The 23576-nt window shown below is 69.5% G+C and carries 19 protein-coding genes and 7 tRNA genes; 20 read left to right on the plus strand and 6 right to left on the minus strand.

Annotated features, from left to right (window positions below):
* Positions 1-58 precede the first annotated feature (58 nt).
* The 4 genes from grxC to JMO03_RS20565 all read left to right on the plus strand — a co-directional run bounded on the left by grxC (position 59) and on the right by JMO03_RS20565 (position 3631).
* Positions 59-340, plus strand: a complete 282-nt coding sequence (gene grxC, locus JMO03_RS20550) for a glutaredoxin 3 (RefSeq protein ID WP_202845634.1) — start codon at positions 59-61, stop codon at positions 338-340.
* Positions 341-446: 106 nt separating this feature from the next.
* On the plus strand, positions 447-848 hold the full coding sequence (locus tag JMO03_RS20555; RefSeq protein WP_238346361.1) for a carboxymuconolactone decarboxylase family protein: 402 nt from the start codon (positions 447-449) through the stop codon (positions 846-848).
* A 130-nt stretch (positions 849-978) separates the two neighbouring features.
* Complete coding sequence (locus tag JMO03_RS20560; RefSeq protein WP_202845635.1) at positions 979-1986, plus strand: isocitrate dehydrogenase; 1008 nt, start codon at positions 979-981, stop codon at positions 1984-1986.
* 295 nt (positions 1987-2281) lie between these two features.
* On the plus strand, positions 2282-3631 hold the full coding sequence (locus JMO03_RS20565; RefSeq protein ID WP_202845636.1) for a Na+/H+ antiporter NhaC family protein: 1350 nt from the start codon (positions 2282-2284) through the stop codon (positions 3629-3631).
* A 69-nt stretch (positions 3632-3700) separates the two neighbouring features.
* Here the strand turns inward: JMO03_RS20565 and JMO03_RS20570 are convergent, their stop codons facing one another.
* On the minus strand, positions 3701-4462 hold the full coding sequence (locus JMO03_RS20570; RefSeq protein WP_202845637.1) for a Bax inhibitor-1/YccA family protein: 762 nt from the start codon (positions 4460-4462) through the stop codon (positions 3701-3703).
* 182 nt (positions 4463-4644) lie between these two features.
* Here JMO03_RS20570 and JMO03_RS20575 point away from each other — a divergent pair.
* The 13 genes from JMO03_RS20575 (at position 4645) to JMO03_RS20635 (ending at position 15079) form a co-directional block, all read left to right on the plus strand.
* A tRNA-Pro gene (locus tag JMO03_RS20575) sits at positions 4645-4721 on the plus strand.
* A gap of 34 nt (positions 4722-4755) precedes the next feature.
* Positions 4756-4832, plus strand: a tRNA-Arg gene (locus JMO03_RS20580).
* Between the two features lie 138 nt (positions 4833-4970).
* A tRNA-His gene (locus tag JMO03_RS20585) sits at positions 4971-5047 on the plus strand.
* A gap of 74 nt (positions 5048-5121) precedes the next feature.
* A tRNA-Lys gene (locus JMO03_RS20590) sits at positions 5122-5197 on the plus strand.
* 273 nt (positions 5198-5470) lie between these two features.
* Positions 5471-5555, plus strand: a tRNA-Leu gene (locus JMO03_RS20595).
* Between the two features lie 328 nt (positions 5556-5883).
* Positions 5884-7188: a trigger factor gene (tig, locus tag JMO03_RS20600; protein ID WP_202845638.1), complete on the plus strand. Its 1305-nt coding sequence runs from the start codon at positions 5884-5886 to the stop codon at positions 7186-7188.
* A gap of 121 nt (positions 7189-7309) precedes the next feature.
* On the plus strand, positions 7310-7939 hold the full coding sequence (gene clpP / locus JMO03_RS20605; RefSeq protein ID WP_238346362.1) for an ATP-dependent Clp endopeptidase proteolytic subunit ClpP: 630 nt from the start codon (positions 7310-7312) through the stop codon (positions 7937-7939).
* A 105-nt stretch (positions 7940-8044) separates the two neighbouring features.
* A complete protein-coding gene (gene clpX / locus JMO03_RS20610) occupies positions 8045-9331 on the plus strand; it encodes an ATP-dependent Clp protease ATP-binding subunit ClpX (protein WP_202845639.1) in 1287 nt (428 codons plus the stop codon).
* A gap of 300 nt (positions 9332-9631) precedes the next feature.
* Positions 9632-12082: an endopeptidase La gene (gene lon, locus JMO03_RS20615; RefSeq protein ID WP_202845640.1), complete on the plus strand. Its 2451-nt coding sequence runs from the start codon at positions 9632-9634 to the stop codon at positions 12080-12082.
* A gap of 213 nt (positions 12083-12295) precedes the next feature.
* On the plus strand, positions 12296-12568 hold the full coding sequence (locus JMO03_RS20620; protein WP_202845700.1) for an HU family DNA-binding protein: 273 nt from the start codon (positions 12296-12298) through the stop codon (positions 12566-12568).
* A 21-nt stretch (positions 12569-12589) separates the two neighbouring features.
* Positions 12590-12664: transfer RNA gene (locus tag JMO03_RS20625), tRNA-Val, on the plus strand.
* 39 nt (positions 12665-12703) lie between these two features.
* Positions 12704-12780 (plus strand) — tRNA-Asp (locus JMO03_RS20630).
* 322 nt (positions 12781-13102) lie between these two features.
* Entirely contained in the window at positions 13103-15079 is a 1977-nt protein-coding gene (locus JMO03_RS20635) for a SurA N-terminal domain-containing protein (RefSeq protein WP_202845641.1), read from the plus strand.
* An 81-nt stretch (positions 15080-15160) separates the two neighbouring features.
* On the opposite strand, the gene JMO03_RS20640 is transcribed toward JMO03_RS20635, so the two are convergent.
* The 3 genes from JMO03_RS20640 to gloB are packed head-to-tail and all read right to left on the minus strand — an operon-like array spanning position 15161 to position 18053.
* Entirely contained in the window at positions 15161-15958 is a 798-nt protein-coding gene (locus JMO03_RS20640) for an enoyl-ACP reductase FabI (RefSeq protein WP_202845642.1), read from the minus strand.
* Between the two features lie 26 nt (positions 15959-15984).
* Positions 15985-17292 (minus strand): lytic transglycosylase domain-containing protein, encoded by a 1308-nt coding sequence (locus JMO03_RS20645; RefSeq protein ID WP_202845643.1) that lies wholly within the window; start codon positions 17290-17292, stop codon positions 15985-15987.
* Positions 17289-18053 carry a hydroxyacylglutathione hydrolase gene (gene gloB, locus JMO03_RS20650; RefSeq protein ID WP_202845644.1) on the minus strand — a complete coding sequence of 255 codons (765 nt, stop codon included), beginning with the start codon at positions 18051-18053 and terminating at the stop codon, positions 17289-17291. Before gloB ends, JMO03_RS20645 begins: the two co-directional genes overlap by 4 nt.
* A gap of 39 nt (positions 18054-18092) precedes the next feature.
* Here gloB and JMO03_RS20655 point away from each other — a divergent pair, with 39 nt between their 5' ends.
* The 3 genes from JMO03_RS20655 (at position 18093) to dnaQ (ending at position 20081) form a co-directional block, all read left to right on the plus strand.
* Positions 18093-18758, plus strand: a complete 666-nt coding sequence (locus JMO03_RS20655) for a class I SAM-dependent methyltransferase (RefSeq protein ID WP_202845645.1) — start codon at positions 18093-18095, stop codon at positions 18756-18758.
* Entirely contained in the window at positions 18755-19204 is a 450-nt protein-coding gene (rnhA, locus tag JMO03_RS20660; RefSeq protein WP_202845646.1) for a ribonuclease HI, read from the plus strand. The genes JMO03_RS20655 and rnhA overlap by 4 nt, the downstream gene beginning before the upstream one ends.
* Positions 19205-19346: 142 nt before the next feature.
* Positions 19347-20081: a DNA polymerase III subunit epsilon gene (dnaQ, locus tag JMO03_RS20665; RefSeq protein ID WP_202845647.1), complete on the plus strand. Its 735-nt coding sequence runs from the start codon at positions 19347-19349 to the stop codon at positions 20079-20081.
* A 15-nt stretch (positions 20082-20096) separates the two neighbouring features.
* On the opposite strand, the gene JMO03_RS20670 is transcribed toward dnaQ, so the two are convergent.
* Positions 20097-20801: a PP2C family protein-serine/threonine phosphatase gene (locus JMO03_RS20670; protein ID WP_202845648.1), complete on the minus strand. Its 705-nt coding sequence runs from the start codon at positions 20799-20801 to the stop codon at positions 20097-20099.
* A 183-nt stretch (positions 20802-20984) separates the two neighbouring features.
* Positions 20985-23495, minus strand: a complete 2511-nt coding sequence (locus JMO03_RS20675; RefSeq protein ID WP_202845649.1) for a penicillin acylase family protein — start codon at positions 23493-23495, stop codon at positions 20985-20987.
* Positions 23496-23576 lie beyond the last annotated feature (81 nt).

Genomic DNA, 23576 nt, shown 5'->3' on the forward strand with positions numbered 1-23576 from the left:
AAAGCTGCAGGGAGGGGGCCACCATTCGACCCCACACCGCAACCCGGGTTCCCCCAGCATGGGACAGGACGCCACGCCGCCTGCCGCGCAACCGCCGATCACGCTCTACACCAGCGCGATCTGCGGCTATTGCGTGGCCGCGAAAACCTTCCTTCGTAGCCGCGGGTTGAGCTGGGACGAGGTCCGCGTCGATCTCGACCCGGCCGAACGCGAAGCGATGGTCGCCCGCAGCCGCCGCAGCACCGTGCCGCAGATCTTCGTCGGCGACGTGCACGTGGGTGGCTACGACGACATGATGGCGTTGCACCGGGCGGGCAAGTTCGACGAACTGCTGCGCTAGGGCGCGGCCACGGTCGCGGGCGCCCGCTCCGCGGTGGCGGGCCGCCTGGCCCGGCGCTGCGTGGCTGGCGGACGGGAATGCGGCGAAGGCCGCAGGGGATTGCACGATGAGCCAGGAAATGAACGACCAGGAAGCCGACCGCGTCCGCGAGTTCACCGAATTCCGCCAGCGCATGAACCAGCGCATCCTGGCCGAGCCCAACCAGGTGGTGCGCCGCTTCTTCGCGCTCGACACCCAGACCTACCAGGCGGGCGCGCTGGACGTGAAGACCAAGGAACTGCTGGGACTGGTCGCCTCCCTGGTGCTGCGCTGCGACGACTGCATCAGCTACCACGTCGCCCAGTGCCGCGAGGCCGGAGTGAGCCGCGAGGAGTTCTTCGAGACCTTCTCCGTCGGCCTGGTGGTCGGCGGCAGCATCGTGATCCCGCATCTGCGCCGCGCGGTGGATTTCCTCGACCGGCTGGAGCAGGGCGGGGCCGAAGCTCCCGACGCGCACGCTGCGGACTAACCGGCCCGGCCGCGCACCCGCCGACTTTGGTCGGATTGGGGCCTGAACGCCGTTTCGGGCATAATTTCAGATTCAACCAATTACGGCGTCGCGCGCCCGCGCGGCGCCATTTCGCATGGAATTCCCCCACATGACCCAGACAATCACGGTCATCCGCGGCGATGGCATCGGCCCGGAGATCATGGACGCCACCCTGTACGTACTCGACGCGATGAACGTGGGGCTTCGGTACGAGGAGGCCGATGCGGGGCTGGTCGCGCTGGAGAAGCACGGCGAGCTGCTGCCGCAGGCGACCATGGATTCGATCCGCCGCAATGCGATCGCGCTCAAGAGCCCGCTGACCACGCCGGTGGGCGAGGGCTTCTCCTCGATCAACGTCGAATTGCGCAAGCGCTTCGACCTGTACGCCAACGTGCGTCCTGCGAAGTCGTTCCCGAACACGAAGTCGCGCTTCCCGTCCGGCGTGGACGTGATCACCGTGCGCGAGAACACCGAGGGGGCCTACATCGGCGAGGGCCAGACGATCACCGAGGACGGCGAAACCGCGACCCTGCTGCAGAAGATCACCCGCAAGGGATCCGAGCGCATCGTCCGCTACGCCTTCGAGCTGGCCCGCAACACCGGCCGCAGGAAGGTCACCGTGGTGCACAAGGCCAACATCCTCAAGACCACTTCTGGCCTGTTCCTGAAGGTGGCGCGCGAGGTCGCGGCGCAATACCCCGAGATCGAATGCAACGAGATGATCGTCGACAACACCTGCATGCAACTGGTGATGCGGCCGGAGCAGTTCGACATCATCGTCACCACCAACCTGTTCGGCGACATCATCTCCGACCTGTGCGCGGGACTGGTCGGCGGCCTGGGCCTGGCGCCCGGCGCCAACATCGGCAAGGACGCGGCGATCTTCGAGGCGGTGCACGGCACCGCGCCGGACATCGCCGGGCAGGGCAAGGCCAATCCGTGCGCACTGCTGCTGGGCGCGGCGCAACTGCTCGACCACATCGGCAAGCCCGACGACGCCACCCGCCTGCGCAAGGCGATCATCGCCACGCTCGAGGCGCAGGACAACCTGACGCCCGACCTCGGCGGCAGCGGCAACACCATGTCGTTCGCGAAGGCGATCGCCAGCCGGGTCTGATTGGCGGACCATCGTGGTCGTCGATGAAGGCGGGATGCCGCGGTTTCCCGTTCCAGGGGCGATGCGGTGGGGTCCCGGCGATCGGGATGCCGGGCATAGCGTCGACCGCCCCGATGCGCTTCGCCAACACGCTGCGTTCGATCCGCACGACGATCCTTCGGCGTGTATTCGCGAGGGTCGGCAGAACGAATCCGTCGGGCGTTCCGCTCGTGTCGTTCCGCCATTCCGGCCGCGGGCATGACGGGTCCCCTCCCGCGGCCCCACAATCGCCGCGTCCCCGTCCCGGCGCCGCCGCATGCCTCCCCGCTCCCGCGCATTCGCGCTGACCCCGCTGTTGCTGTTCCTGGTGATCTTCCTCGGAGCGGGCCTGTATTTCTCGGCGCAGGGCGAGGAGATGGGCTTCTACATGCTGCGCGCGCCGGTCGCGATCCTGCCGGCGGTCGCGCTGGCGATGTGGATCGCGCGGCGACGCCGGATCGCGGCGGTCGACACCCTGCTGCGCGGCATGGGCGATCCCGGCATCGTGCTGATGTGCCTGGTGTTCCTACTGGCCGGCGCGTTCGCGCAGGTGTCGCGCGCCATCGGCGCGGTCGACGCGATCGTGTCGATGGGGCTGGGCTCGCTGCCCGCGGCATTGCTGCTGCCGGGGTTGTTCCTGGTCGCCGGGCTGGTGTCGCTGGCGATCGGGACCTCCATGGGGACGATCGCGGCGGTGGTGCCGATCGCGGTGGGTGTCGGCGATGCCGCGGGTCTGGATCGGGCGCTGGTGGTCGGGGCGGTGGTCGGCGGCGCCATGTTCGGCGACAACCTGTCCGTGATTTCCGATACCACGATCGCCGCCACGCGCACCCAGGGCGCGCAGATGCGCGACAAGTTCCGCGAGAATTTCCGGATCGCGCTGCCCGCAGCGCTCGCCACCCTTGCGCTGCTGGCTTTCGCCGGGAGCGCGGCGCCGGTCGAGGCGGTGGAAGCGGCCTCACCGTGGCTGGCGTTGCCATACCTGCTGGTGCTGATTCTGGCGCTGGCGGGCCTCGACGTGCTGCTGGTGCTGGCACTGGGGCTGGTGCTGGCCGGCGGGTTCGGCCTGGTGCTCGGCGTCGACTACGACCTGGTCGGCTTCGCCGAGGATATCTGGACCGGTTTCGAGGGCATGACCGAGATCCTGCTGCTGTCGCTGCTGGTGGGCGGCCTCGGCGCGCTGATGAAGGCGGCCGGCGGGCTCGACTGGCTGTCGCAGGCGATCGCGCGTTTCGCCCGCGGGCACCGGGGCCGACGCACCGGCGAGTTCAGCATCGCCGCGCTCGCGGCGGCCACCGACGTGTGCACCGCCAACAACACGGTCGCGATCCTGGTCGGCGGCAGCGTCGCGAAGGACATCGCGCAGCGCCACGGCATCAGCCCGCGTCGCGCGGCGAGCGTGCTCGACATCTTCGCGTGCGTGCCGCAGGGCCTGCTGCCCTACGGCGCGCAGGTGCTGCTGGCCGCGTCGCTGGCGACGGTGTCGCCGTTCGCCCTGGTCGGCAGCGTCTGGTACTGCTGGCTGCTGGCGGCGGTGGCGATCGCTTTCATGGCGTGGCCGTCGCGGCGCGCGGTACTACCGGCGGATGGCGATCCCGTCGACCCCGCGACGCCGCGCACGAATTGACGCCGGCTCGTCGTCGAAACGAAGAAGGGCGCCAGCGGCGCCCTTCATTCTGCAGCGTCCCGGCAGACTTCAGTCGCGAGACTGCAGTTTCGCCAGCAGGCGCAGGAACTCGATGTACAGCCACACGAGCGTCACCATCAGCCCGAACGCGCCGTACCACTCCATGTACTTCGGCGCGCCGTGTTCGACTCCGCTCTCGATGAAGTCGAAGTCGAGCACCAGGTTCATCGCCGCGATCACGATCACGAACAGGCTGAAGCCGATGCCGACGATGCCGTTCTCGTGGATCATCGGGATGTCCTTGCCGAACATCCGCAGCACGATCGTGGCGAGGTAGACCAGGGCGATGCCACCGGTCGCCGCGACCACGCCGAGCCTGAAGTTCTCGGTGGCCCGGATCAGGCCGCTGCGATAGGCGAACAGCAGCGCGAACAGCGTGCCGAAGGTCAGCATCACCGCCTGCATCACGATGCCTTCGTAGAAGTGGTTGTACAACGCGGAGATGGCGCCGAGGAAGAAGCCCTCCACCAGCGCGTAGAGCGGCGCGGTGACCGGGGACCATTCCTTCTTGAACGCGGTGATGACGGCCAGCACCAGGCCGCCGATCGCGCCGCCCCAGACGTACACGGAAAAGCCCGGCGCCGGCGTGCCGTCCGGGCCGAGCGCCTGGTTCCAGGCGAACGCCGCGGTCAGCACCGTCAGCAGCAGCAGGAAGCCGGTCTTGTTGACCGTGCCGTTGAGGGTCATGACCTCGCCGTCGCGCGAGACGACCGCGCCGCTGCCGAGGTCGAGGAAGGTGGATTCTTTGAGTACCGGGTTGCCGCTGCGCATGGTTGCCCTGTTCCTTGGAAGTTGGAGCCCGGGTCCAGAATACACCACGGTCCGTGGCGGACCGGCGTGCGCCCTGCGCGCCGACGGGTCGCGTCGCGTTGACACCGGGAGACGCGCTCCGGACAATGTCGGGCCCCGCCGGTCGATCCGGCGCGGGTTCGGAACGACCGCCTGTCACCGGCCGGGGTATAGCGCAGTCTGGTAGCGCGCCTGCTTTGGGAGCAGGATGTCGGGGGTTCGAATCCCTCTACCCCGACCAATCCCTCCGTCCGGGACGGCTATCATGCGCGCAGGCGCCCGTAGCTCAACCGGATAGAGCACCGGCCTTCTAAGCCGGTGGTTGCAGGTTCGAGTCCTGCCGGGCGCGCCACGACGGCACCGGCTGGCGCGGCGGCAGGAGCGAGGACGCTGTCGTCGGATGCGTCGGATAGAAGGAAGTGCCGGCGGTCCAGCGGGGCGTCGGTGGGAGATCGGGGTCGCGCTCCGGTATCCTGTACAGGTTCCAGTGGTGGCTGTAGCTCAGTTGGTTAGAGTCCTGGATTGTGATTCCAGATGTCGGGGGTTCGAGTCCCCTCAGCCACCCCATTTTCCATGCCGGCCGTTTCCTTCCTGGTGGTTGCCGGATCGCGCACATTTGTTACAATGTGCGCCCGTTTTGCGGGCCGTTAGCTCAGTTGGTAGAGCAGTTGACTCTTAATCAATAGGTCCAAGGTTCGAATCCTTGACGGCCCACCAGTCCACGGATCGCCCGGCTTAGGCCGGGCGTTTTCGTTTCCGGGCGCGCGTCGCCGGATTCGAACCTGTGGGTTCGCCTGCTGCGCAGGCCCGGCCACGCGCAGCGCGCGTGGCGTTCGCCCGGGCGCGAACCGGTGGTTCGCAAGCGGCCCGGGCTCACCCTTGACGGCCCACCAGTCCACGGATCGCCCGACTTAGGCCGGGCGTTTTCGTTTCCGGGCTTCCGGCGTTAGCCCCGCTTTCCGGCAGCGGTGCAATTAAGATGTGCTTCGCGCGAAAGTGGCGGAATTGGTAGACGCCCTGGATTTAGGTTCCAGTGCCGCAAGGCGTGGGGGTTCGAGTCCCCCCTTTCGCACCAACCCGCTCGAACAGGTCGGCGACGCGACGAGTTCGAGAGCGTTGGCGAGCCGGGCTCCGCCCGGCGTGGTGCCCAGCCCGGACCCGCACCATCGCTTACCGTGGGCCGGTATGGGCACTGGCCCCGGCTGCAACCGGTGAGTCCTGCCATGCCCAAGGGGCCGATTTGCCCGGAGTCTGCCCCCGCTCTGGCGGCCAACCCCGGATTCGGCCAAAATATCCCGTTCCGCCGGCCGCGCCCGGCCTGCCCAGGCAGGCCCCGGAACGTCGCCGGCCCACCACCCGGATCATGAAGCGGCGGCGATGGCCGCGCGGCAGGAGTTGAGTCAATGCAAGTGTCGGTCGAATCCCTGGGCAGCCTCGAGCGCCGCCTGACGTTCCGCCTGCCGTCGGAACGGCTCGAAACCCAGGTCGGCGGCCGCCTGCGCGAGATCGCGAGGACCGCGCGGATCAAGGGCTTCCGCCCCGGCAAGGTGCCCACCAGGGTGATCGAGCAGCGCTACGGCCAGCAGGTCCGCGCCGAGGTCCTCGACGGCATGCTGCGCGAGGGCTTCGACGAGGCGATCCGCAGCAACGAACTGCGCCTGGCCGGCCAGCCGAAGATCGAGCCGAGCGAGGAGAAGGGCGAGGGCGAGCTGGCCTACGTCGCCACGTTCGAAGTCGTGCCGGACTTCGGCGACATCGACATGTCCAAGCTCAGCGTGGTGCGCCACACCGCGGAGGTCACCGAGGAAGACATCGACCGGATGATCGAGAACCTGCGCCAGCAGCGCCGCAGCTGGAGCGCGGTCACGCGCCCGGCGCAGGCGGGCGACGCGGTGGACGTCGAGACCTGGTCGCAGATCGACGGCGAGCGCGTGCCTGCCGAAGGCGTGGAGCGCGGCGCCACCGTGCTCGGTTCGGGCGGCATGTTCAAGGACATCGAGGACGCACTGGTCGGGATCGAGGCCGGGGGCGAGAAGACGCTCGAGGTCACGTTCCCGGCCGATTGGCGCGTGCCGGCGCTGGCCGGGCGCACCGCCCAGGTGCATGTGAAGGCCGAGCAGGTGTCCGAGCCGCAGCTGCCGGAAGTCGATGCGACGTTCATCCGCAGCTTCGGCGTCAAGAGCGGGCAGATGGACCAGTTCCGGGCCGACATCCGCACCAACCTCGAGCGCGAGCTCAAGGGCGCGCTGATGAACCGCCTCCGCCGCGAAGTGGGCGAACAGCTGGTGGCGGTGTATGCGCACGTCGAGCTGCCGCCGAAGCTGGTCGAGAACGAGGCGCGCGCCCTGCTTGCGCAGCAGGTCGAGCAGGCCCGTCGCAACGGGCGCAATCCCGGCGACGTGCCGGCCGACGCCCACCTGAATTTTCTCGACGCGGCCCGCAAGCGCGTGCTGGTCGGCCTGCTGGTGGGCGAGGTCGCCCGCCGCAACGAGCTGCGCCTCGACCCCAAGCGTCTGAACGAACACCTGCGCCTGATCGCCTCGACCTACGAGGAGCCGCAGCAGGTCATTGACTTGTACCGGAACGATCCCCAGTTGATGTCGGGACTGCAGAACCGGGTGATGGAGGAGCAGGTGATCGACTGGATCGCCGAGCGCGCCCAGCACACGCAGCAGTCGCTGAGCTTCCAGGAAGCGATCCTGCCGTAAGCCGGGCCCCGGCCCGCCTGACGACGCATCCCGACCTGGCGTCTTCCGCGCCGCCATCCGCGTAACATCACAAGTCTCGGCCGGGTGGAAACCCCGCCCCACGCCAACGGGAACGCACCCCATGATCCACACCGAAACCAGGGCCCTGAACCTCGTCCCGATGGTGGTCGAACAGACCAGTCGCGGAGAGCGCGCCTACGACATCTACTCGCGGCTGCTGAAGGAGCGGGTGATCTTCCTGGTCGGCGGCATCGACGACCACGTCGCCAACGTGATCGTGGCGCAGATGCTGTTCCTCGAGGCCGAGAACCCCGAGAAGGACATCAACCTGTACATCAACTCGCCGGGCGGCATCGTCACCGCCGGCATGGCGATCTACGACACCATGCAGTTCATCAAGCCGGACGTGAGCACGATCTGCGTCGGCCAGGCGGCCAGCATGGGCGCGCTGCTGCTCGCCGCGGGCTCGGCCGGCAAGCGCTATGCGCTGCCGAATTCGCGGGTGATGATCCACCAGCCGCTGGGCGGCTTCCAGGGCCAGGCGACCGACATCGACATCCACGCCCGCGAGATCCTGTCGATGAAGCAGCGGCTCAACGAGATCCTGGCCCACCATACCGGCCAGTCGATCGAGACCATCGCCAGCGACACCGAGCGCGACAACTTCAAGAGCGCCGAGGCCGCCCGCGAGTACGGGCTGGTCGACCAGGTCCTGGAGCGGCGCCCGGAAGAGTCGATCCAGCCCGCTTAAGTATTTGATTGAAAAAGCGAATGGCGTTCCGGCTGCGCAGGGCTTGCGCCGCCGAGCGCTGTGCTATTCTCGAACCGTGACCGCAGCAGCAAGACACATCCAGGCATGAGCGAAGACCGTCAGGGCCGTTCCGGCGACAGCAACAAGATCCTCTATTGCTCGTTCTGCGGGAAGAGCCAGCACGAGGTCAGGAAGCTGATCGCGGGTCCGAGCGTGTACATCTGCGACGAATGCGTCGAGCTGTGCAACGACATCATCCGCGAGGAGCTCGAGGAGAAGGCGCAGTCGGCGCGCAGCTCGCTGCCCAAGCCCAAGGAAATCCTCGAGGTGCTCGATCAGTACGTGATCGGGCAGACGCGCGCCAAGCGCACCCTGGCGGTGGCCGTCTACAACCACTACAAGCGCATCGAGAGCCGCAGCAAGAACGACGACGTCGAACTGGCGAAGTCGAACATCCTGCTGGTCGGCCCGACCGGCTCGGGCAAGACCCTGCTGGCCGAGACCCTGGCGCGCCTGCTCAACGTGCCGTTCACGATCGCCGACGCCACCACGCTGACCGAAGCCGGCTACGTGGGCGAGGACGTCGAGAACATCATCCAGAAGCTGCTGCAGAAGTGCGACTACGACGTCGAGAAGGCGCAGCAGGGCATCGTCTACATCGACGAGATCGACAAGATCTCGCGCAAGAGCGAGAACCCCTCGATCACCCGCGACGTCTCGGGCGAGGGCGTGCAGCAGGCGCTGCTCAAGCTGATCGAGGGCACCACCGCCAGCGTGCCGCCGCAGGGCGGGCGCAAGCATCCGCAGCAGGAATTCCTGCAGGTCGAGACCCGCAACATCCTGTTCATCGTCGGCGGCGCGTTCGCCGGGCTGGACAAGATCATCCAGCAGCGCAGCACCGATGCCAGCGGCATCGGCTTCGGCGCCAAGCTCAAGAGTTCCGAGCGCAAGACCGAGACCGGCAAGGTGCTGGCCCAGGTCGAGCCTGAGGACCTGATCAAGTTCGGTCTGATCCCCGAGTTCGTCGGCCGGCTGCCGGTGGTCGCCACGCTCGAGGAACTCGACGAGGCGGCGTTGGTGAAGATCCTCACCGAGCCGCGCAACGCGATCAGCAAGCAGTTCCGCAAGCTGTTCGAGATGGAGGGCGTGGAACTCGAGTTCCGCCCCGACGCGCTGAGCGCGATCGCCAAGAAGGCGATCAAGCGCAAGACCGGGGCGCGCGGCCTGCGCACGATCGTCGAGTCGGTGCTGCTCGACACGATGTACGAACTGCCGTCGCTGGAGAACGTCAGCAAGGTGGTCGTGGACGAATCGGTGATCGAACACAAGTCCGATCCCTACCTGATCTACCAGACCCCGCCGCCCGCGCAGAAGGTAGCCTCGGCCGAGTAGGGCGTGCTGGTATGCGGGGGCGCGACCGCCGCCCGTCCGATGCTTCGTCGCCTGAACGCATTGCCTGGCGCCGGGACACGAGCGCCGGCGCCGCGCGCTGCGCGGTCGGGTGTCCCTCCAGGCCTGCCCACGTGCCGGCCGTTCCATTCCGCATCCCTGCCTGGCGGCTGTCGACCGTCCGGCGGCGGGATGCTGCGTTCGTACCCTTGCGCTTGCATCGTCCGGCGCCGGGCCCCATAACGGAAGCGTCCTGCGCGGACCACTCCGCGCCTCGCCCCACCGCTTTCCATGGAACCCGCAATGACCGATCGACCCCGTAGCGAATCGCTCGAACTGCCCGTGCTGCCGCTGCGCGACGTGGTGGTGTTTCCGCACATGGTGATCCCGCTGTTCGTCGGGCGCGACAAGTCGATCCGCGCGCTCGACATCGCGATGGAAGGCGACAAGCGGATCCTGCTGGTGGCGCAGAAGTCGGCCGAGACCGACGATCCGGAAGCCGAGGACCTCTACCAGATCGGCACGCTCGCGCAGGTGCTGCAGTTGCTGAAGCTTCCCGACGGCACGATCAAGGTGCTGGTCGAGGGCGTTTCGCGCGTGACCGTCTCGCAGGTGCGCGAGGTCGACGGCACGCTGGCGGGCGTCGGCCATGTCGTGGAGCCGGCGGAGGGCCGCGAGCCGCGCGAAGTGGAGGCGATCGCGCGCTCGCTGGTCTCGCTGTTCGAGCAGTACGTCAAGACCAACCGCAAGCTGCCGCCGGAGCTCATGCAGACGCTCTCGGGCATCGACGAGCCCGGGCGCCTGGCCGACATCGTGTCCGCGCACCTTGGCGTCCGCCTGGCCGAGAAGCAGCGCCTGCTGGAGACGATCGATACCGCCGCGAGGCTGGAACTGCTGGTCGGGCTGGTCGACGGCGAGATCGACGTGCAGCAGATGGAGAAGCGCATCCGCGGCCGCGTGAAGTCGCAGATGGAGAAGTCGCAGCGCGAGTACTACCTCAACGAGCAGATGAAGGCGATCCAGAAGGAGCTGGGCGAGATCGACGAGGCGCCCAACGACCTCGAAGAGATCGCGCGCAAGATCGCCGAGGCCGGCATGCCCAAGCCGGTCGAGACCAAGGCCCGGAACGAGTTCAACAAGCTCAAGCAGATGTCGCCGATGTCGGCCGAGGCGGCGGTGGTGCGCAACTACCTCGACTGGCTGCTGGGCGTGCCGTGGAAGAAGCGCAGCAAGGTGCGCAAGGACCTCAGGGAGGCCCAGGACGTGCTCGATGCGGACCATTACGGGCTGGAGAAGGTCAAGGAGCGCATCCTCGAATACCTCGCCGTGCAGACCCGGGTGAAGCGGATGAAGGGTGCGATCCTGTGCCTGGTCGGCCCGCCCGGCGTGGGCAAGACCTCGCTCGGACAGTCGATCGCCAGGGCCACCAACCGCAAGTTCGTGCGCATGAGCCTGGGCGGCGTGCGCGACGAGGCCGAGATCCGAGGCCATCGCCGGACCTATGTCGGCTCGATGCCGGGGCGCATCGTGCAGAACCTCAACAAGACCGGCACCAGGAACCCGCTGTTCATGCTCGACGAGATCGACAAGATGTCGATGGACTTCCGCGGCGATCCGTCCTCGGCGCTGCTCGAGGTGCTGGACCCGGAGCAGAACAACGCCTTCAACGACCACTACCTCGAGGTCGACCTCGACCTGAGCGAGGTGATGTTCGTCGCCACCTCCAACTCGCTCAACATCCCCGGCCCGCTGCTCGACCGCATGGAAGTGATCCGCATCCCCGGCTACACCGAGGAGGAGAAGATCAGCATCGCCACGCGTTACCTGGTGCCCAAGCAGGTGAAGGCGAACGGGCTCAAGGACAACGAGCTGAAGATCGCCGCCGACGTGATCCAGGACATCGTGCGCTACTACACGCGTGAATCGGGGGTGCGCAACCTCGAGCGCGAGATCGCCAAGATCTGCCGCAAGGTGGTCAAGGAGGTCGCGCTGGCCGGCCCGCGCAAGGGCAAGGCCAAGGCGGTCGCGGTGTCGGCGAAGAACCTCGACAAGTATCTGGGGGTGCGCCGCTTCGACTTCGGTCGCGCCGAGCAGGACAACGAGATCGGCATGGTCACGGGCCTGGCCTGGACCGAGGTCGGTGGCGACCTGCTGCAGATCGAATCGACCCTGGTGCCGGGCAAGGGCAACCTGATCCTCACCGGCCAGCTCGGCGACGTGATGAAGGAGTCGGCGTCGGCGGCGCTGTCGGTGGTGCGCGCGCGCACCGAACGCCTCGGCATCGACGTCGACTTCCTGCAGAAGCAGGACGTGCATGTGCACGTGCCCGACGGTGCAACGCCGAAGGACGGACCGAGTGCCGGCATCGCGATGACCACGGCGCTGGTTTCGACCTTGACCAAGGTTCCGGTGCGCGCGGAAGTGGCGATGACCGGCGAGATCACCCTGCGCGGGCGCGTGACCGCGATCGGCGGCCTCAAGGAAAAGCTGCTCGCGGCGCTGCGCGGTGGCGTCACCACGGTGATCATCCCGGAAGAGAACCGCAAGGACCTCGCCGACATCCCCGCCAACGTCACCGAACACCTGAAGATCGTGCCGGTGAAGTGGATCGACGAGGTGCTCGACCTCGCGCTGGAGCGCCCGCTCACCACCGCCGCGGCGAAGGCGCCGACGCCGCGACCCGGGGCTTCCCGAGGGGCGATCGTGCGGCGCAGGAAGGACAAGGCGTCGCCGCGGCCCGACGTCAAGCACTGACCGGTTCACGCCGGGCTCACGAAACGCAATCGTGGGCGGCGGCACCCGGGAATTCGTCGCCACCGCTGTCGTATTCGGCCGCGGCTCCGCGTAAAATGCGACGGATTCGTGCATTCATCCTCAGACCGGGCGGCGTTGCGGGATTCCCCGTGGACAGGCCTGGTCCCCAGCAAGGCGGGCCGCGCGCCCGCACACGGAGAGTCCAACATGCCAGTGAACAAGAGTGAATTGATCGACCAGGTCGCCGACAAGGCGGGTCTGTCCAAGGCCGACGCGGGCCGCGCGCTCGACGCGATGATCGACGCGGTGACCGCGGCGCTCAAGCGCGGCGACGCCGTCAACCTGATCGGCTTCGGTTCGTTCTCGGTCAAGGCGCGCGCGGCCCGTACCGGCCTGAACCCGCGCACCAAGGAGCCGCTGCAGATCCCGGCGTCGAACAACCCGGTGTTCAAGGCTGGCAAGGCACTTAAGGATGCGGTAAACTGAGCGGCTCCTGAGTTCCCTAGCGGGTGCTTAGCTCAGCGGTAGAGCGTCTCCTTTACACGGAGAGGGTCGGGGGTTCGAAACCCTCAGCACCCACCATCAGGGGGGCGCTGGAACCGCGAACAGGTTTCAAGGCGCGGAGCGGTAGTTCAGTTGGTTAGAATGCTGGCCTGTCACGCCGGAGGTCGCGGGTTCGAGTCCCGTCCGCTCCGCCATCGATTACGAAGAACCCCGCAGCGATGCGGGGTTTTTTGTTGGATCGCTGCCTGCGCGGGTCGCTGCGGTTTCGGGCGCGATGTCCGGCACCGACCGGCGTGCCCGGCGCACAGGCGGGGATGCCGGCGGCCGCCGTGCCACGGCCGGCAGCGCGCCCGCCACCGCGTCGCGTCGGACGCCACGCGGCTGCACGGACAGCGGTTCGCCAGCCCGCCACCCGCCCGCCGGGCGAGGCCCGGCCGCACCCCGCGCCGGTTATCTCGCGCCCAGCGGCGGCCGTGCGGTTAAACTGTGCGGCTACGTCCCGAGCCGCCTTCCCCGATGCTGCAGACCCTTCGAGAAAAGATGACCGGCTGGATCGCGATCGTCGTCGTCGCGCTCCTCGCCATCCCGTTCGCCTTCTTCGGCATGGAGCAGTACCTGTTCCAGAGCGGGTCCAACTTTGCCGCGAAGGTGGAGGTGCAGCCATCGTGGTGGCGCTCCGCGCCCGACTGGTGGCTGGTGCGCAAGTTCGCATGGGAGTCCGCGGAAGTGACTCCGGAAGAGTTCCGCGACGCGTTCGAAGCCGAACGCCAGCGGCGCCGGCAACTGGAAGGCGAACGGTTCGACGCGCGCGCCTTCGAATCCCCGGACACCAAGCGCGAGGTGCTCGAGGCGCTGGTCGATCGCAAGGTGCTGCAGCTCGCCGCCAAGCGCGACGGCATGGTCGTCGGCGACACCCGGGTGCGCGAGGCGATCGACGGCATCCAGGCGTTCCAGGTGGACGGCGCGTTCGACCAGCAGCGCTATCTGCTGACGCTGCAGTCGCAGGGCTACACGCCGCAGGGATTCCAGGAAATGGTCCGCGACGACCTGCAGGCGTCGCTGCTCGGCGGCCAGGTCGCGCGCTCGGCGTTCACCACGCAGGGCGAGACCGAACGGATGATGCAACTGCTCGGCGAACGCCGCGACGTGTCGTTCGTGGTGTTGCCCGCGCCGGCACCGGACAGCGGCGCCGTCAGCGCCGGCGAAATCCAGGCCTGGTACGACGCCCATATTGGCGAGTACCGCGCGCCCGAGCGGGTCACGCTCGAATACGTGGAGATCGACGGCAATGCCCTGCCGGCGACGCCGGCGCCCGACGAGGCCGCCCTGCGCCAGCGCTACGAGCAGGAGAAGGCGCGTTTCGTCGAGCCGGAGCAACGGCTGGTTTCGCACATCCTGGTACCGGTCGAGGCGGGTGCGGACGAAGCCGCGCAGAAGGCTGCCGAGGCCAGGGCCCGGGAGATCGCGCAGCAGGCACGCGAACCCGGTGCGGATTTCGCGGCGCTGGCCAGGGCCAACCCCGGCGATCCCGGTTCCGCCGCCAACGGTGGCGACTTGGGGTGGATCCGCCAGGACGGCAGCATGGTCGAACCGTTCGAGAACGCGGTGTTCGCGGCGCAGGCGGACAGCATCAGCGATCCGGTCCGCAGCCCGTTCGGCTGGCACGTGATCCAACTGCGCGAGATCCGGAGCGGGCAGCAGGTGTCGTTCGACGAAGTCCGCGAGACCCTGGCGCAGGAACAGGCACAGGCGGACCGCGAGCGCGCGTTCAACGATCTGGTGGGCAGCTTCGTCGACGAGGTGTACCGCAACCCGACGGAACTGACGGCGGCGGCGAAGCAGGCCAATCTCGAGGTCCGCACTGCCGGCCCGATCGCGCGTGGCGAAGGCGAAGGCGCGATCGCCATGCCGGCGGTTCAGCGCGCCGCGTTCTCCGACAGTCTGGTGCAGGACGGGACGGTGAGCGACCCGATCGAGATCGCGCCGGACCGCAACGTGTTGATCCGCGTGACCCACCACGAGCCCGAACGCGCGCTCACGGTGAACGAGGCGCGCGAGCGGATCGTGGCCGCGATCCGCGCCGATCGTGCCCGCAAGCGGGTGGAGGCCGAAGCCGACGCGCTGGTGGAACAGCTCGCCGGTGGCGAGAGCCTGCAGGCGCTGACGGATGCGCGTTCGCTGCAGCGACAGAACATGCTCGGCGTCCCGCGCGGCGCGCCGGTGCCGGACGCCGCGGCGGCCGAAGCGTATTTCCGCGTACCGGTGCCGACCGAGGGCAAGGTGTCGCCGGGCAAGGCGGTGCTGCCCGACGGCAGCGTGGTGGTGTTCACGGTCGACAAGGTCACGCCGGGCGACGCCAGCGAGGCGGCGGAGGAGGAGCGCGACATGTTCCGGCAGCAGATGGCGGCGCTGGTGGGTCGCGAGGACGCCGATACCCTGCTGCGCGCGCTGCGCCGGCAGATGAAGGTCACCGTGGTGGAATCGAACCTGTAGTTCCGCCGGGGTTCCGGAAAGGAAAAAAAAAGCCCGGCGATCGCCGGGCTTTCTCTATGCGCGTGGCGCTCAGTCGATGGCTTACTCGCCCTCGTCCAGCCCGGTCATGCCGAGGATGTTGTAGCCGCCGTCGACGTAGGTGATCTCGCCGGTGATGCCGGAGGCGAGGTCCGAACACAGGAACGCCGCCGCATTGCCGACGTCCTCGATCGTCACCGTGCGGCGGATCGGCGAATTGGCCTCCACGTGTCCGAGGATCTTGCGGAAACCGCCGATCCCCGCCGCGGCCAGGGTCTTGATCGGCCCGGCCGAGATCGCGTTGACGCGGATGCCCTCCGGTCCGAGGTTGAGCGCGAGGTAGCGCACGCTGGCCTCGAGCGCGGCCTTGGCCACGCCCATGACGTTGTAGCTCTGCAACGCGCGTTCGGCGCCGAGGTAGCTCAGGGTCAGGATCGCCCCTTGGCGGCCCTGCATCAGCGGGCGCGCGCCCTTGGCCAGGGCCGACAGCGAATACGCCGAGATGTCGTGGGCCATCGCGAAGTTCTCGCGGGTCAGGCCATCGAGGAAGCCGCCGGCGATCGCCTCGCGCGGCGCGTAGGCGATGGCGTGCACGAGGATGTCGAAGCCGTCCGGCCAGTGCCCGGCGAGCGAGTCGAACAGCGCGGCGATCTGCGCGTCGTCGGTGACGTCCAGCGGATACGACGGCCCGCCACCGAGCCTGGCGGCGACGTCCTCCACGCGCGACTGCAGTTTTTCGTTCTGGTAGCTGAAGGCGAGCTCGGCGCCCTCGCGATGCATGGCCTCGGCGATGCCGTTGGCGATCGAGCGCTGGCTGGCGATGCCGGTGATGAATGCGCGCTTGCCTTGCAGGAAACCCATGGATGACTCGCGGTGTGGACCGGCCGCTATTCTGCCACGGCGGTCGCGGCGGCCCCCACGGCGGCGTCGATCGCCAGCACCGTGCCAGGGCGCAGCACGCTGCGGGCATCCAGTCCGTTGCGCGCGAGCAGCTCGCCCGGCGTGATGCCGTAACGGCCGGCGATGCGCCAGGCCGAATCGCCGCGGACGACGGTATGCGTGCGTGCCGGCGGTGGATCGACGTGGGCCGAGGCATCGGCCATGGCGTCGGGAAATTCTCCCGGGGCCGCGGCGCCGGGCGCGGGTGAAGCGATGGCCCGGGCGGAGGACGGACCGGCGGCGACCAGAGCCGTCGAGGACGCCGAGGGCAGCAGCACGCGCGGCTTGCCGCCGCCGCGCACGACCCTGCCGTCGCCGAACACCGGGTTCAGGCGACGCAGCTGCGCGACGTCGGCGCCGTGCTGGTCGGCGAGCGTGTCCAGGGTGGCGATGTGCGTGGGAACCTCGGCTGCGGTCAGCACCGGCACCGGGCGGTCCAGCGACGCCAGCCAGGCGTCGCGATCCTCGGCTTCCTCCAGGATGCACGACAGCGCGTGCAGCTTGCGCACATAGGCGTGCGTGATCGCGGGCATCGGCAACGTCGACGGGTCCGCATCGGCGGGACGCTGGCCGGCGCGCCGGAGCGCCCCCAGCAGCCGGTACTCGCCGGCGTTGTAGGCCATCACCGCCAGCCGCCAGTCGCCGGCGAACATGCCGTGCAGGGTCTTGAGGTAGCGCACCGCGGCGTCGGTGGAATCGATCGGCGACAGGCGCCCGTCGTAGCCCGGGCGCACGGCCACCTTGTGATTGCGCGCGGTCAGGGCGATGAACTGCCACAGACCGGCCGGACCCTGCGGTGAACGCGCACCGGGCTTGTAACCGCTCTCGACGAACGGGATCAACGCGAACTCGGTCGGCAGTTGGGCCTCGCGCAGGCGGTCGACCACGTAGCCGAACAACGGCAGCACGTCGCTGCGCGGGGAGGCCAGCTGGCCGGGTGCCTGGGCGAAATGCTGGCGCCAGCGGCTGCTCGCCCCGGGTTCACACACCGGGTCGGCGAGCCCCGCGCGGAAATCGCGGTAGATATCGAGGCCGCTGCGGGTGGTCGCGGCCAGAGCCGGCGGTGGTGCGGCGGCAGGCCCGGGCGGCGGCCCGTCCGCATCGACGAGAGTGCCCGCCACGGTCCCGGAAGCGGGGGGAGGGGCGGTGTCCGTCGTGGCGGGGGGGGCGTGGGTCGGGGCATCGTCGTCGGCCCGGGCCGGGCCGGCCAGCGCGCACAGCAGCGCCAGCCCGCCGGCGATCGCGCGCGCGCTCATGCGCGGAAGCCGTCCTTCCAGCGCCGCAGTTCGGCGAAGGCTTCGATCCGGTCGCCCGCGGCGGCGGGCAGGCGCGCGGCCACGGCCGCGCGCACCGCGGACGCGTCGATCCGCAGGAACGGGTTGCAGTCGCGCTCCTCGCCGAGGGTCGTGGGCAGGGTGGGGAGTCCTTGGTCGCGCATCGTGGTGGCCTGTGCATGGCGGCGCCGCAGCGTCGCGTTGTCGGGGTCGACCACGCGCGCGAAGGCGGCGTTGGCCAGCGTGTACTCATGCCCGCAGCAGACACGGGTCGCATCGGGCAGGGCGGCCAGCCGGTCGAGGGAGCCGAGCATGTCGCGGGGCGTACCTTCGAACAGGCGACCACAGCCGAGGCTGAACAGGGTATCGCCGCAGAACAAGAGGTCGTGCCCATGGAATGCGATGTGGCTCACGGTATGGCCCGGAACGGACAGCACCCGGAAGCGCCACGGGCCGGCCTCGACCAGATCGCCGTCCCCGACGCGATGGATCGGGGCCGGGAGCCGCGGGTCCGCCGGGCCGTAGACCGGGACCCCGGGCCACCTGTCGCGCAGAGCGCCGATCCCGCCGACATGGTCGTCGTGATGATGGGTCAGCAGGATCGCCAGCGGCGCGGCCGCCCCCTCGGCGGCGGCCAGTACCGGCGCGGCTTCACCGGGATCGACCGCCAGCCAACGGCCCTCGGCATCGGCCAGTCGCCAGATGTAGTTGTCCGTCAGCGCGGGTAGGGCGCTCAGTCGCATCTTCAGGGGCGTGCCCGGGCTGCCTATAGAATGGCGACCATGCCCCCCTCGCACCCGGCCCGTCAAACGGGCCCCGTCCTCCACGACTGGTTCCTGTCCGATGCCGGGCGGGCGGTGCTGGCGAGCGAGGAGGAAACGGTGGCGCACGCCCTGTCCGACCGCCCCGGCCTGCCGTGGCTGTGGTGCGGACCGGCGTCGCGCGCCGTCCCCGACGGCGGCGGACGAGGCGTGTCCCTGCAGCCCGACGGGAGCGGCCGATGGAGCGGCCCGATCGCCTGCGGCCTGCCGTTGCCGTTGCCGAGCGAGTCGTTCGGCGTGGTCGTGCTGCAGCACGTGGCGCGGCCTTCCGGCGAATACGGCCCGGCCCTGCTCCAGGAAGCCGAGCGCCTGCTGGTGCACGGCGGGCACCTGTGGTTGTTCGTGCTCAACCCGCTGGCGCCGTACCGCTGGCGATGGCGGGGCACCGGGGTCATCGCTTCGGAACCGTTGTCCTGGCGCCGGCGGCTGCGCAGCGCCGGCCTGGTGCCGGACGCGGTGTCGCAGGGACTGGGGCCGGTCTGGTCGGTGCAGGCGTCGGTGGGGTTGCAGCAGGGCGCCGGGCTGCGCGCGGCCTACCTGCTGCGCGCCGAGAAGCGGACGATGCCGCTGACCCCGGTGCGGCAGCGACGCGTGATGCAACTGCCCCAGGGCGCCTCGGCGGCATGAGCGGGGTCGGCATCCACACCGATGGCGCCTGCCTCGGCAACCCAGGTCCAGGCGGCTGGGCCGCCCTGCTGCGCTACGGCGAGCAGGAGCGCACCCTGGTCGGCGGCGAGCCGCTGACCACCAACAACCGCATGGAACTGATGGCGGCGATCGTCGCGCTCGAGACGCTGTCGCGCCCTTGCGAAGTGGTACTGCACACCGATTCGCAGTACGTGCGGCAGGGCATCACCGAATGGATGCCGAACTGGGTGCGGCGCAACTGGAAGACCGCCGGCGGCGACCCTGTGAAGAACCGCGACCTCTGGGAACGCCTCTACGCCGCCAGCCGGCGCCACGAGATCGACTGGCGCTGGGTGAAGGGGCATTCCGGCGATCCGGACAACGAGCGCGTCGACGTGCTGGCGCGCGACGAGGCGATCCGCCAGCGGGCCGGAGCGGTGGCTTGATCCGCCGTCAACCTTTGCCGGTGGCGGAGCGGCGCGGCGATCGGGCCGGACCAGGGTCCGCGCACTGAGCTCACGTTCCGAGCTTCGACTCCCGAATCCCGAATCCCGAATCCCGAATCCCGAATCCCGAATCCCCGCCCCTATGCGCCACATCATCCTCGACACCGAAACCACCGGCCTGGAATGGAAGAAGGGCAACCGCGTGGTCGAGATCGGCTGCGTGGAGCTGGTCGAACGCCGCCCTACCGGCCGCACCTTCCACAAGTACCTCAATCCCGAGCGCGAGTTCGAGCCGGGTGCGCAGGAGGTCACCGGCCTGACGCTGGAATTCCTCGCCGACAAGCCGAAATTCGCCGAGATCGCCGACGAGTTCCTCGCCTTCGTCGACGGCGCGGAGGTGGTGGCCCACAACGCCGCGTTCGACATGGGCTTCCTCGAACACGAGCTGTCGCGGCTGGGCGGCGGCTACGGCCGGCTGTGCGACCGGGTCACCGTGCAGGACTCGCTGGCGCTGGCGCGGCAGCGCTATCCGGGCCAGCGCAACTCGCTGGACGCGCTGTGCCGGCGGCTCGGCGTCGACAACTCGCACCGCCAGCTGCACGGCGCATTGCTCGACGCGCAACTGCTGGCCGAGGCCTGGCTGGCGCTCACCGCCGGCCAGGGCGAGATCGGCTTCGCCAGCAGCGAACCCTCGTCTTCGCCGCGCGCGGGCCAGGCGGCCGTCGCGCTTGCCGTGAGCGGGCCCCGTCCGTCGATCGTGGTGCCGGACGAAGACCTCGCCCTGCACCAGGCGAGGGTGGAGGCGATCCGGAAGAAGGCGGGCCGTTGCGTCTGGGACGCCCCTGAACCGGCGATGGCGCAAGCCGCGACCGGCTGAGAAGACGCGCCGCGGTCAGTGGCTGCGGACCAGCACCACGGTGACGTTGTCCGAGCCGCCGCCGTCGAGCGCGGCCGCGACCAGTCCGTCCACGCACTCCTGCGCGCTGCACTCGCCGTGCGCGAGCACGCGGGAAATACCGCTGTCGTCGACTTCCTCGGTCAGCCCGTCGCTGCACAGCAGCAGTTGCGATCCGGGAGACAGTTCGCCCGACAGGGTTTCCACGTTCAGCGACTGCGGCTCGGTGACGCCCAGCGCCTGGGTGACCACGTTGCGGTGCGGGTGGCTGCGCGCCTGGTCGACGCTGATCGCGCCCTGGGCGATCAGTTCCTGCACGTAGCTGTGGTCGTGCGAGAGCTGGGCGAGCTTGCCGTCGCGCCACAGGTACGCGCGGCTGTCGCCGACCCAGGCCACCTCGAAACGGTTGCCGACCACGCGCGCGGCGACCACCGTGGTGCCCATCGGCAGCGCGTCGTTGCGCTGGCGCGAGGCACGGATGATCTCCTCGTCGGCGATCCGGATCGCCTGCTGCAGCGGCGTGCCCTGCCGTGTTTCGCGCACGATCGTCTCGCGCGCGAGCGCGCTGGCGACCTCGCCGTATTCGTGTCCGCCCATGCCGTCCGCCACCAGCCACAGCCCCAGTTCGCTGTCGCCGTAGTAGGTGTCCTCGTTCAGCTCGCGGCGCAGTCCGACGTGGGTGAGATGTCCGAATTCGATCATGCGTGACCCGTCGGCGGGCGGACTGATGGCTCTTGCGCTGGATAACGCGGAAACAGCGGTCGGCAGGTCAGGCGTTTCCACATCGGCGCAGGCGTGGGTCCGCGGGCGGCAGGGAGTTGACTGGAACGCTAGCAAAGGCGCGATGAACAACGGCGGATGCGTGTGGCCGGCAGGCTGTGGGCACTACGGCACCAGGGTGAGCGCATGGGCCGAGGTTCCGGGCAGGAACGGCGTCGGCCGGCCATGGACCCAGTCGTCGTGGCCGGCCCCCCAGAACGGCGACAGCGGGTGGCCGCTCTGGCCGCCGGGCATGTGCAGGATGCCGTCGGCCTCGCGGCCGGGCGACACCACCACGCGTTCGGAGGCGCCGAATGCCGGTCCCTGCACGCGCGGCATCATCGCGTCGCCGGGCAGCGGTTCGGCCGGCATGCACAGCAGGCGCCTGCCGAGCGGGACCGCCCTGGCCAGCGGATGGCAGATCGCGGCAGTGTTGCGTTCGCCCCAACTCCGCTCGTGCAGGGGACCTTGCGCTGCGAGCTCGTCGCGGACCTCCTGCGCCGCATCCTCGAACAGTGCCTGCCAGGTCTCGAAGCGGCGTGGCAGCAGGTGTTCGGGGCGCTGTTGCACCAGGGGCCAGGCGACGCCCTCGAACTGCGGCAGGTCCGGCGTGGCGAAATCCTCGCCCGTCGCCGCGCGGGCCGGCGCCACGAGCCCATCGAGCAGGCGCGCATGCACCGCCTGCCGCCAGGCGCGCACGATGCGGTAGCTGGCCGAGTCGATGCTGGCGTGGCCCTGCCAGTCGGCTGCGGCGTCGGCAAGCTCGCGCAGGGCGGGCGATGCGGCCTCGCCGCCGAGCGAGCGCAGCACGCCGTGCCAGCGCGTCATCAGGATCGCGCGATCGTCGAGCTGGATCGCGAGCAGATCGGCTTCGGTGAAGCGGTCCTTCGCCAGCAGCGCGTCGCGGATCTGTTGTTGGCGCGCGCCGAGGGCATAGCCGCCGTCGCCGATCCGGGCGAGGTCGCCGCCGGAGACGACCCGCGCATTGGCGGTCCAGAGGCGGTCGACCGCGGGCGACCGGACCGCTGGAGAGCCGCTCGTGGCGATCCACCAGGGGCGGCAGGCCGGATCGTCCGGCGAGGAAGACGCGTGTTGGGCCGGATCCATGAAGGGTGGGGTTCGAGCGACGGTATCGACCGACTGGGGACCGTCCGGCCTGCAGGCCGGCGCGCGTGCCGGCAGCGGGCCCAGCCATCGCCACGCGATGTCGCCCTTCGAGTCGCCGAGCACCAGGTTCTGGGTCGGGATCGCGGTCCGGTCGGCGATCGCCAGCGCGGCGTCGAGGTCGCCGACGCGCGCGAAATCCATCAGGCCGAGGTTCACCGAACCCGGCAGGTGCGCGGTCCAGCGCAGCGACAGTACCTGGCCGTCGGGCAGGTCGTGCAGGACCGGTCCCCAGTACGACTCCCTGACGTCGAAGGCCACAGGATCGCCGCCGGCGACCTCGATCCTCTCCGGATGGATCTCGAGCGGCGTGCAAGTCGTGTCCGCCGGAATCGACGACGGATCCCCCTCGCATGGTGTCTCCAGCGCCCAGTCGAGGTAATCGCCGTAGCTGTTGGTGTAGCCCCAGGCGACGTGGCCATTGCTGCCGACCACCACCGCCGGCAGGCCCGGGAGGGTGACGCCCTGCACGTCCACGCGGCCGCCCGGGGCGCGGACGTCCGGCCAGCGCAGCCGCGCGCGGAACCAGAGGTTGGGCGCGCGCAGGCCAAGGTGCATGTCGTCGGCGACGATCGCGCGGCCGTCGGCGGTCAGCGCGCCGGAGACGGCGAAATTGTTGCTGCCCGGAAAGTACCCGGTCGCCGCAGGCGAGCCGCCGGTGCCTGCCTCGTACGTTGCGGGAAAGACGGGAGCCGTCCGCTGGGAGGTGGACAACGTGCGGGCCAGCGCGGGGCCGGGTCCGCCCGGTTCCGGCGCATCGAGCTTGCGCAGGTCCAGCTGTTCCGCGGACGGCAGCACCGCGTCGCCGAACGCCTCTCCCGTCAGCGGCGCGTCCCAGCTGCTGCCCGGATGCGTCAGCAGTGCGAACAGCGGCTGCGGCAGGTGCGGCCGCAGTTTCCACAGCGCGAGTTCGCGCGCATTGGCCGCATCCTGCAGGTCGAAGTACATCGCGTAGCCGGCCAGCGCGGTGTCGGTGGCGAGCCAGGGCTGCGGTTGCCGGCGCAGCAGCAGGTAGGGCCAGGGCCGCACGCGCAGTGCGGCGAGGCCGGCGTTGACGCCGTCGGCATAGGCCTGCAGCAGCGGAAGCTTGTCGCCGGCGACCGCATCGAGGGCGGCGTTCACGCGTGCGCGCATGCGATGCGCGCGGTGGCGCCGGTCGACGTCCAGCGCGACCGGACCGAACAGCGCGGACAACTCGCCGGCGGCGGTGCGTCGCAACAGGTCCATCTCGAAGTAGCGTTCCTGCGCATGCACGTACCCGAGCGCGCGCACCGCATCGATTTCGCTCGCCGCGTCGATGGTGACCACACCGAGCGCATCGCGCGCGACCGCCACGGGCGCCACGAGGCCCGCGAGCGGGCGCTCGCCGTCGAGCGCCGGCAGGCTGCCACGCAACAACCACCAGGCCGAGGCGACGATGAGCAGGACGATCACGGAAAGGGCGAGCAGCAGGCGCTTGAGCCACAGGACCATGCCGCTATCGCCTCGTGCCGAATCCGGAGCCCGTACTCTAGCCGATCCCGCGACGCGGACCCGTGGAAGGGGTGCGGCCGA

Origin of the sequence: Luteimonas saliphila (assembly GCF_016774335.1) — a bacterium.
In the GTDB taxonomy this organism is placed as follows: Bacteria; Pseudomonadota; Gammaproteobacteria; order Xanthomonadales; family Xanthomonadaceae; genus Luteimonas; species Luteimonas saliphila.

Excerpts from the sequence above, each read along its gene's own strand:
- JMO03_RS20670 (WP_202845648.1), bottom strand. The coding sequence starts at position 20,801 with ATGATCGAATTCGGACATCTCACCCACGTCGGACTGCGCCGCGAGCTG.
- JMO03_RS20675 (WP_202845649.1), bottom strand. The coding sequence starts at position 23,495 with ATGGTCCTGTGGCTCAAGCGCCTGCTGCTCGCCCTTTCCGTGATCGTC.
- rnhA (WP_202845646.1), top strand. The coding sequence starts at position 18,755 with ATGAGCGGGGTCGGCATCCACACCGATGGCGCCTGCCTCGGCAACCCA.
- JMO03_RS20635 (WP_202845641.1), top strand. The coding sequence starts at position 13,103 with ATGCTGCAGACCCTTCGAGAAAAGATGACCGGCTGGATCGCGATCGTC.
- JMO03_RS20640 (WP_202845642.1), bottom strand. The coding sequence starts at position 15,958 with ATGGGTTTCCTGCAAGGCAAGCGCGCATTCATCACCGGCATCGCCAGC.
- JMO03_RS20655 (WP_202845645.1), top strand. The coding sequence starts at position 18,093 with ATGCCCCCCTCGCACCCGGCCCGTCAAACGGGCCCCGTCCTCCACGAC.
- JMO03_RS20560 (WP_202845635.1), top strand. The coding sequence starts at position 979 with ATGACCCAGACAATCACGGTCATCCGCGGCGATGGCATCGGCCCGGAG.
- grxC (WP_202845634.1), top strand. The coding sequence starts at position 59 with ATGGGACAGGACGCCACGCCGCCTGCCGCGCAACCGCCGATCACGCTC.
- JMO03_RS20645 (WP_202845643.1), bottom strand. The coding sequence starts at position 17,292 with ATGAGCGCGCGCGCGATCGCCGGCGGGCTGGCGCTGCTGTGCGCGCTG.
- JMO03_RS20565 (WP_202845636.1), top strand. The coding sequence starts at position 2,282 with ATGCCTCCCCGCTCCCGCGCATTCGCGCTGACCCCGCTGTTGCTGTTC.
- JMO03_RS20570 (WP_202845637.1), bottom strand. The coding sequence starts at position 4,462 with ATGCGCAGCGGCAACCCGGTACTCAAAGAATCCACCTTCCTCGACCTC.
- gloB (WP_202845644.1), bottom strand. The coding sequence starts at position 18,053 with ATGCGACTGAGCGCCCTACCCGCGCTGACGGACAACTACATCTGGCGA.
- lon (WP_202845640.1), top strand. The coding sequence starts at position 9,632 with ATGACCGATCGACCCCGTAGCGAATCGCTCGAACTGCCCGTGCTGCCG.
- clpP (WP_238346362.1), top strand. The coding sequence starts at position 7,310 with ATGATCCACACCGAAACCAGGGCCCTGAACCTCGTCCCGATGGTGGTC.
- JMO03_RS20555 (WP_238346361.1), top strand. The coding sequence starts at position 447 with ATGAGCCAGGAAATGAACGACCAGGAAGCCGACCGCGTCCGCGAGTTC.
- dnaQ (WP_202845647.1), top strand. The coding sequence starts at position 19,347 with ATGCGCCACATCATCCTCGACACCGAAACCACCGGCCTGGAATGGAAG.
- clpX (WP_202845639.1), top strand. The coding sequence starts at position 8,045 with ATGAGCGAAGACCGTCAGGGCCGTTCCGGCGACAGCAACAAGATCCTC.
- tig (WP_202845638.1), top strand. The coding sequence starts at position 5,884 with ATGCAAGTGTCGGTCGAATCCCTGGGCAGCCTCGAGCGCCGCCTGACG.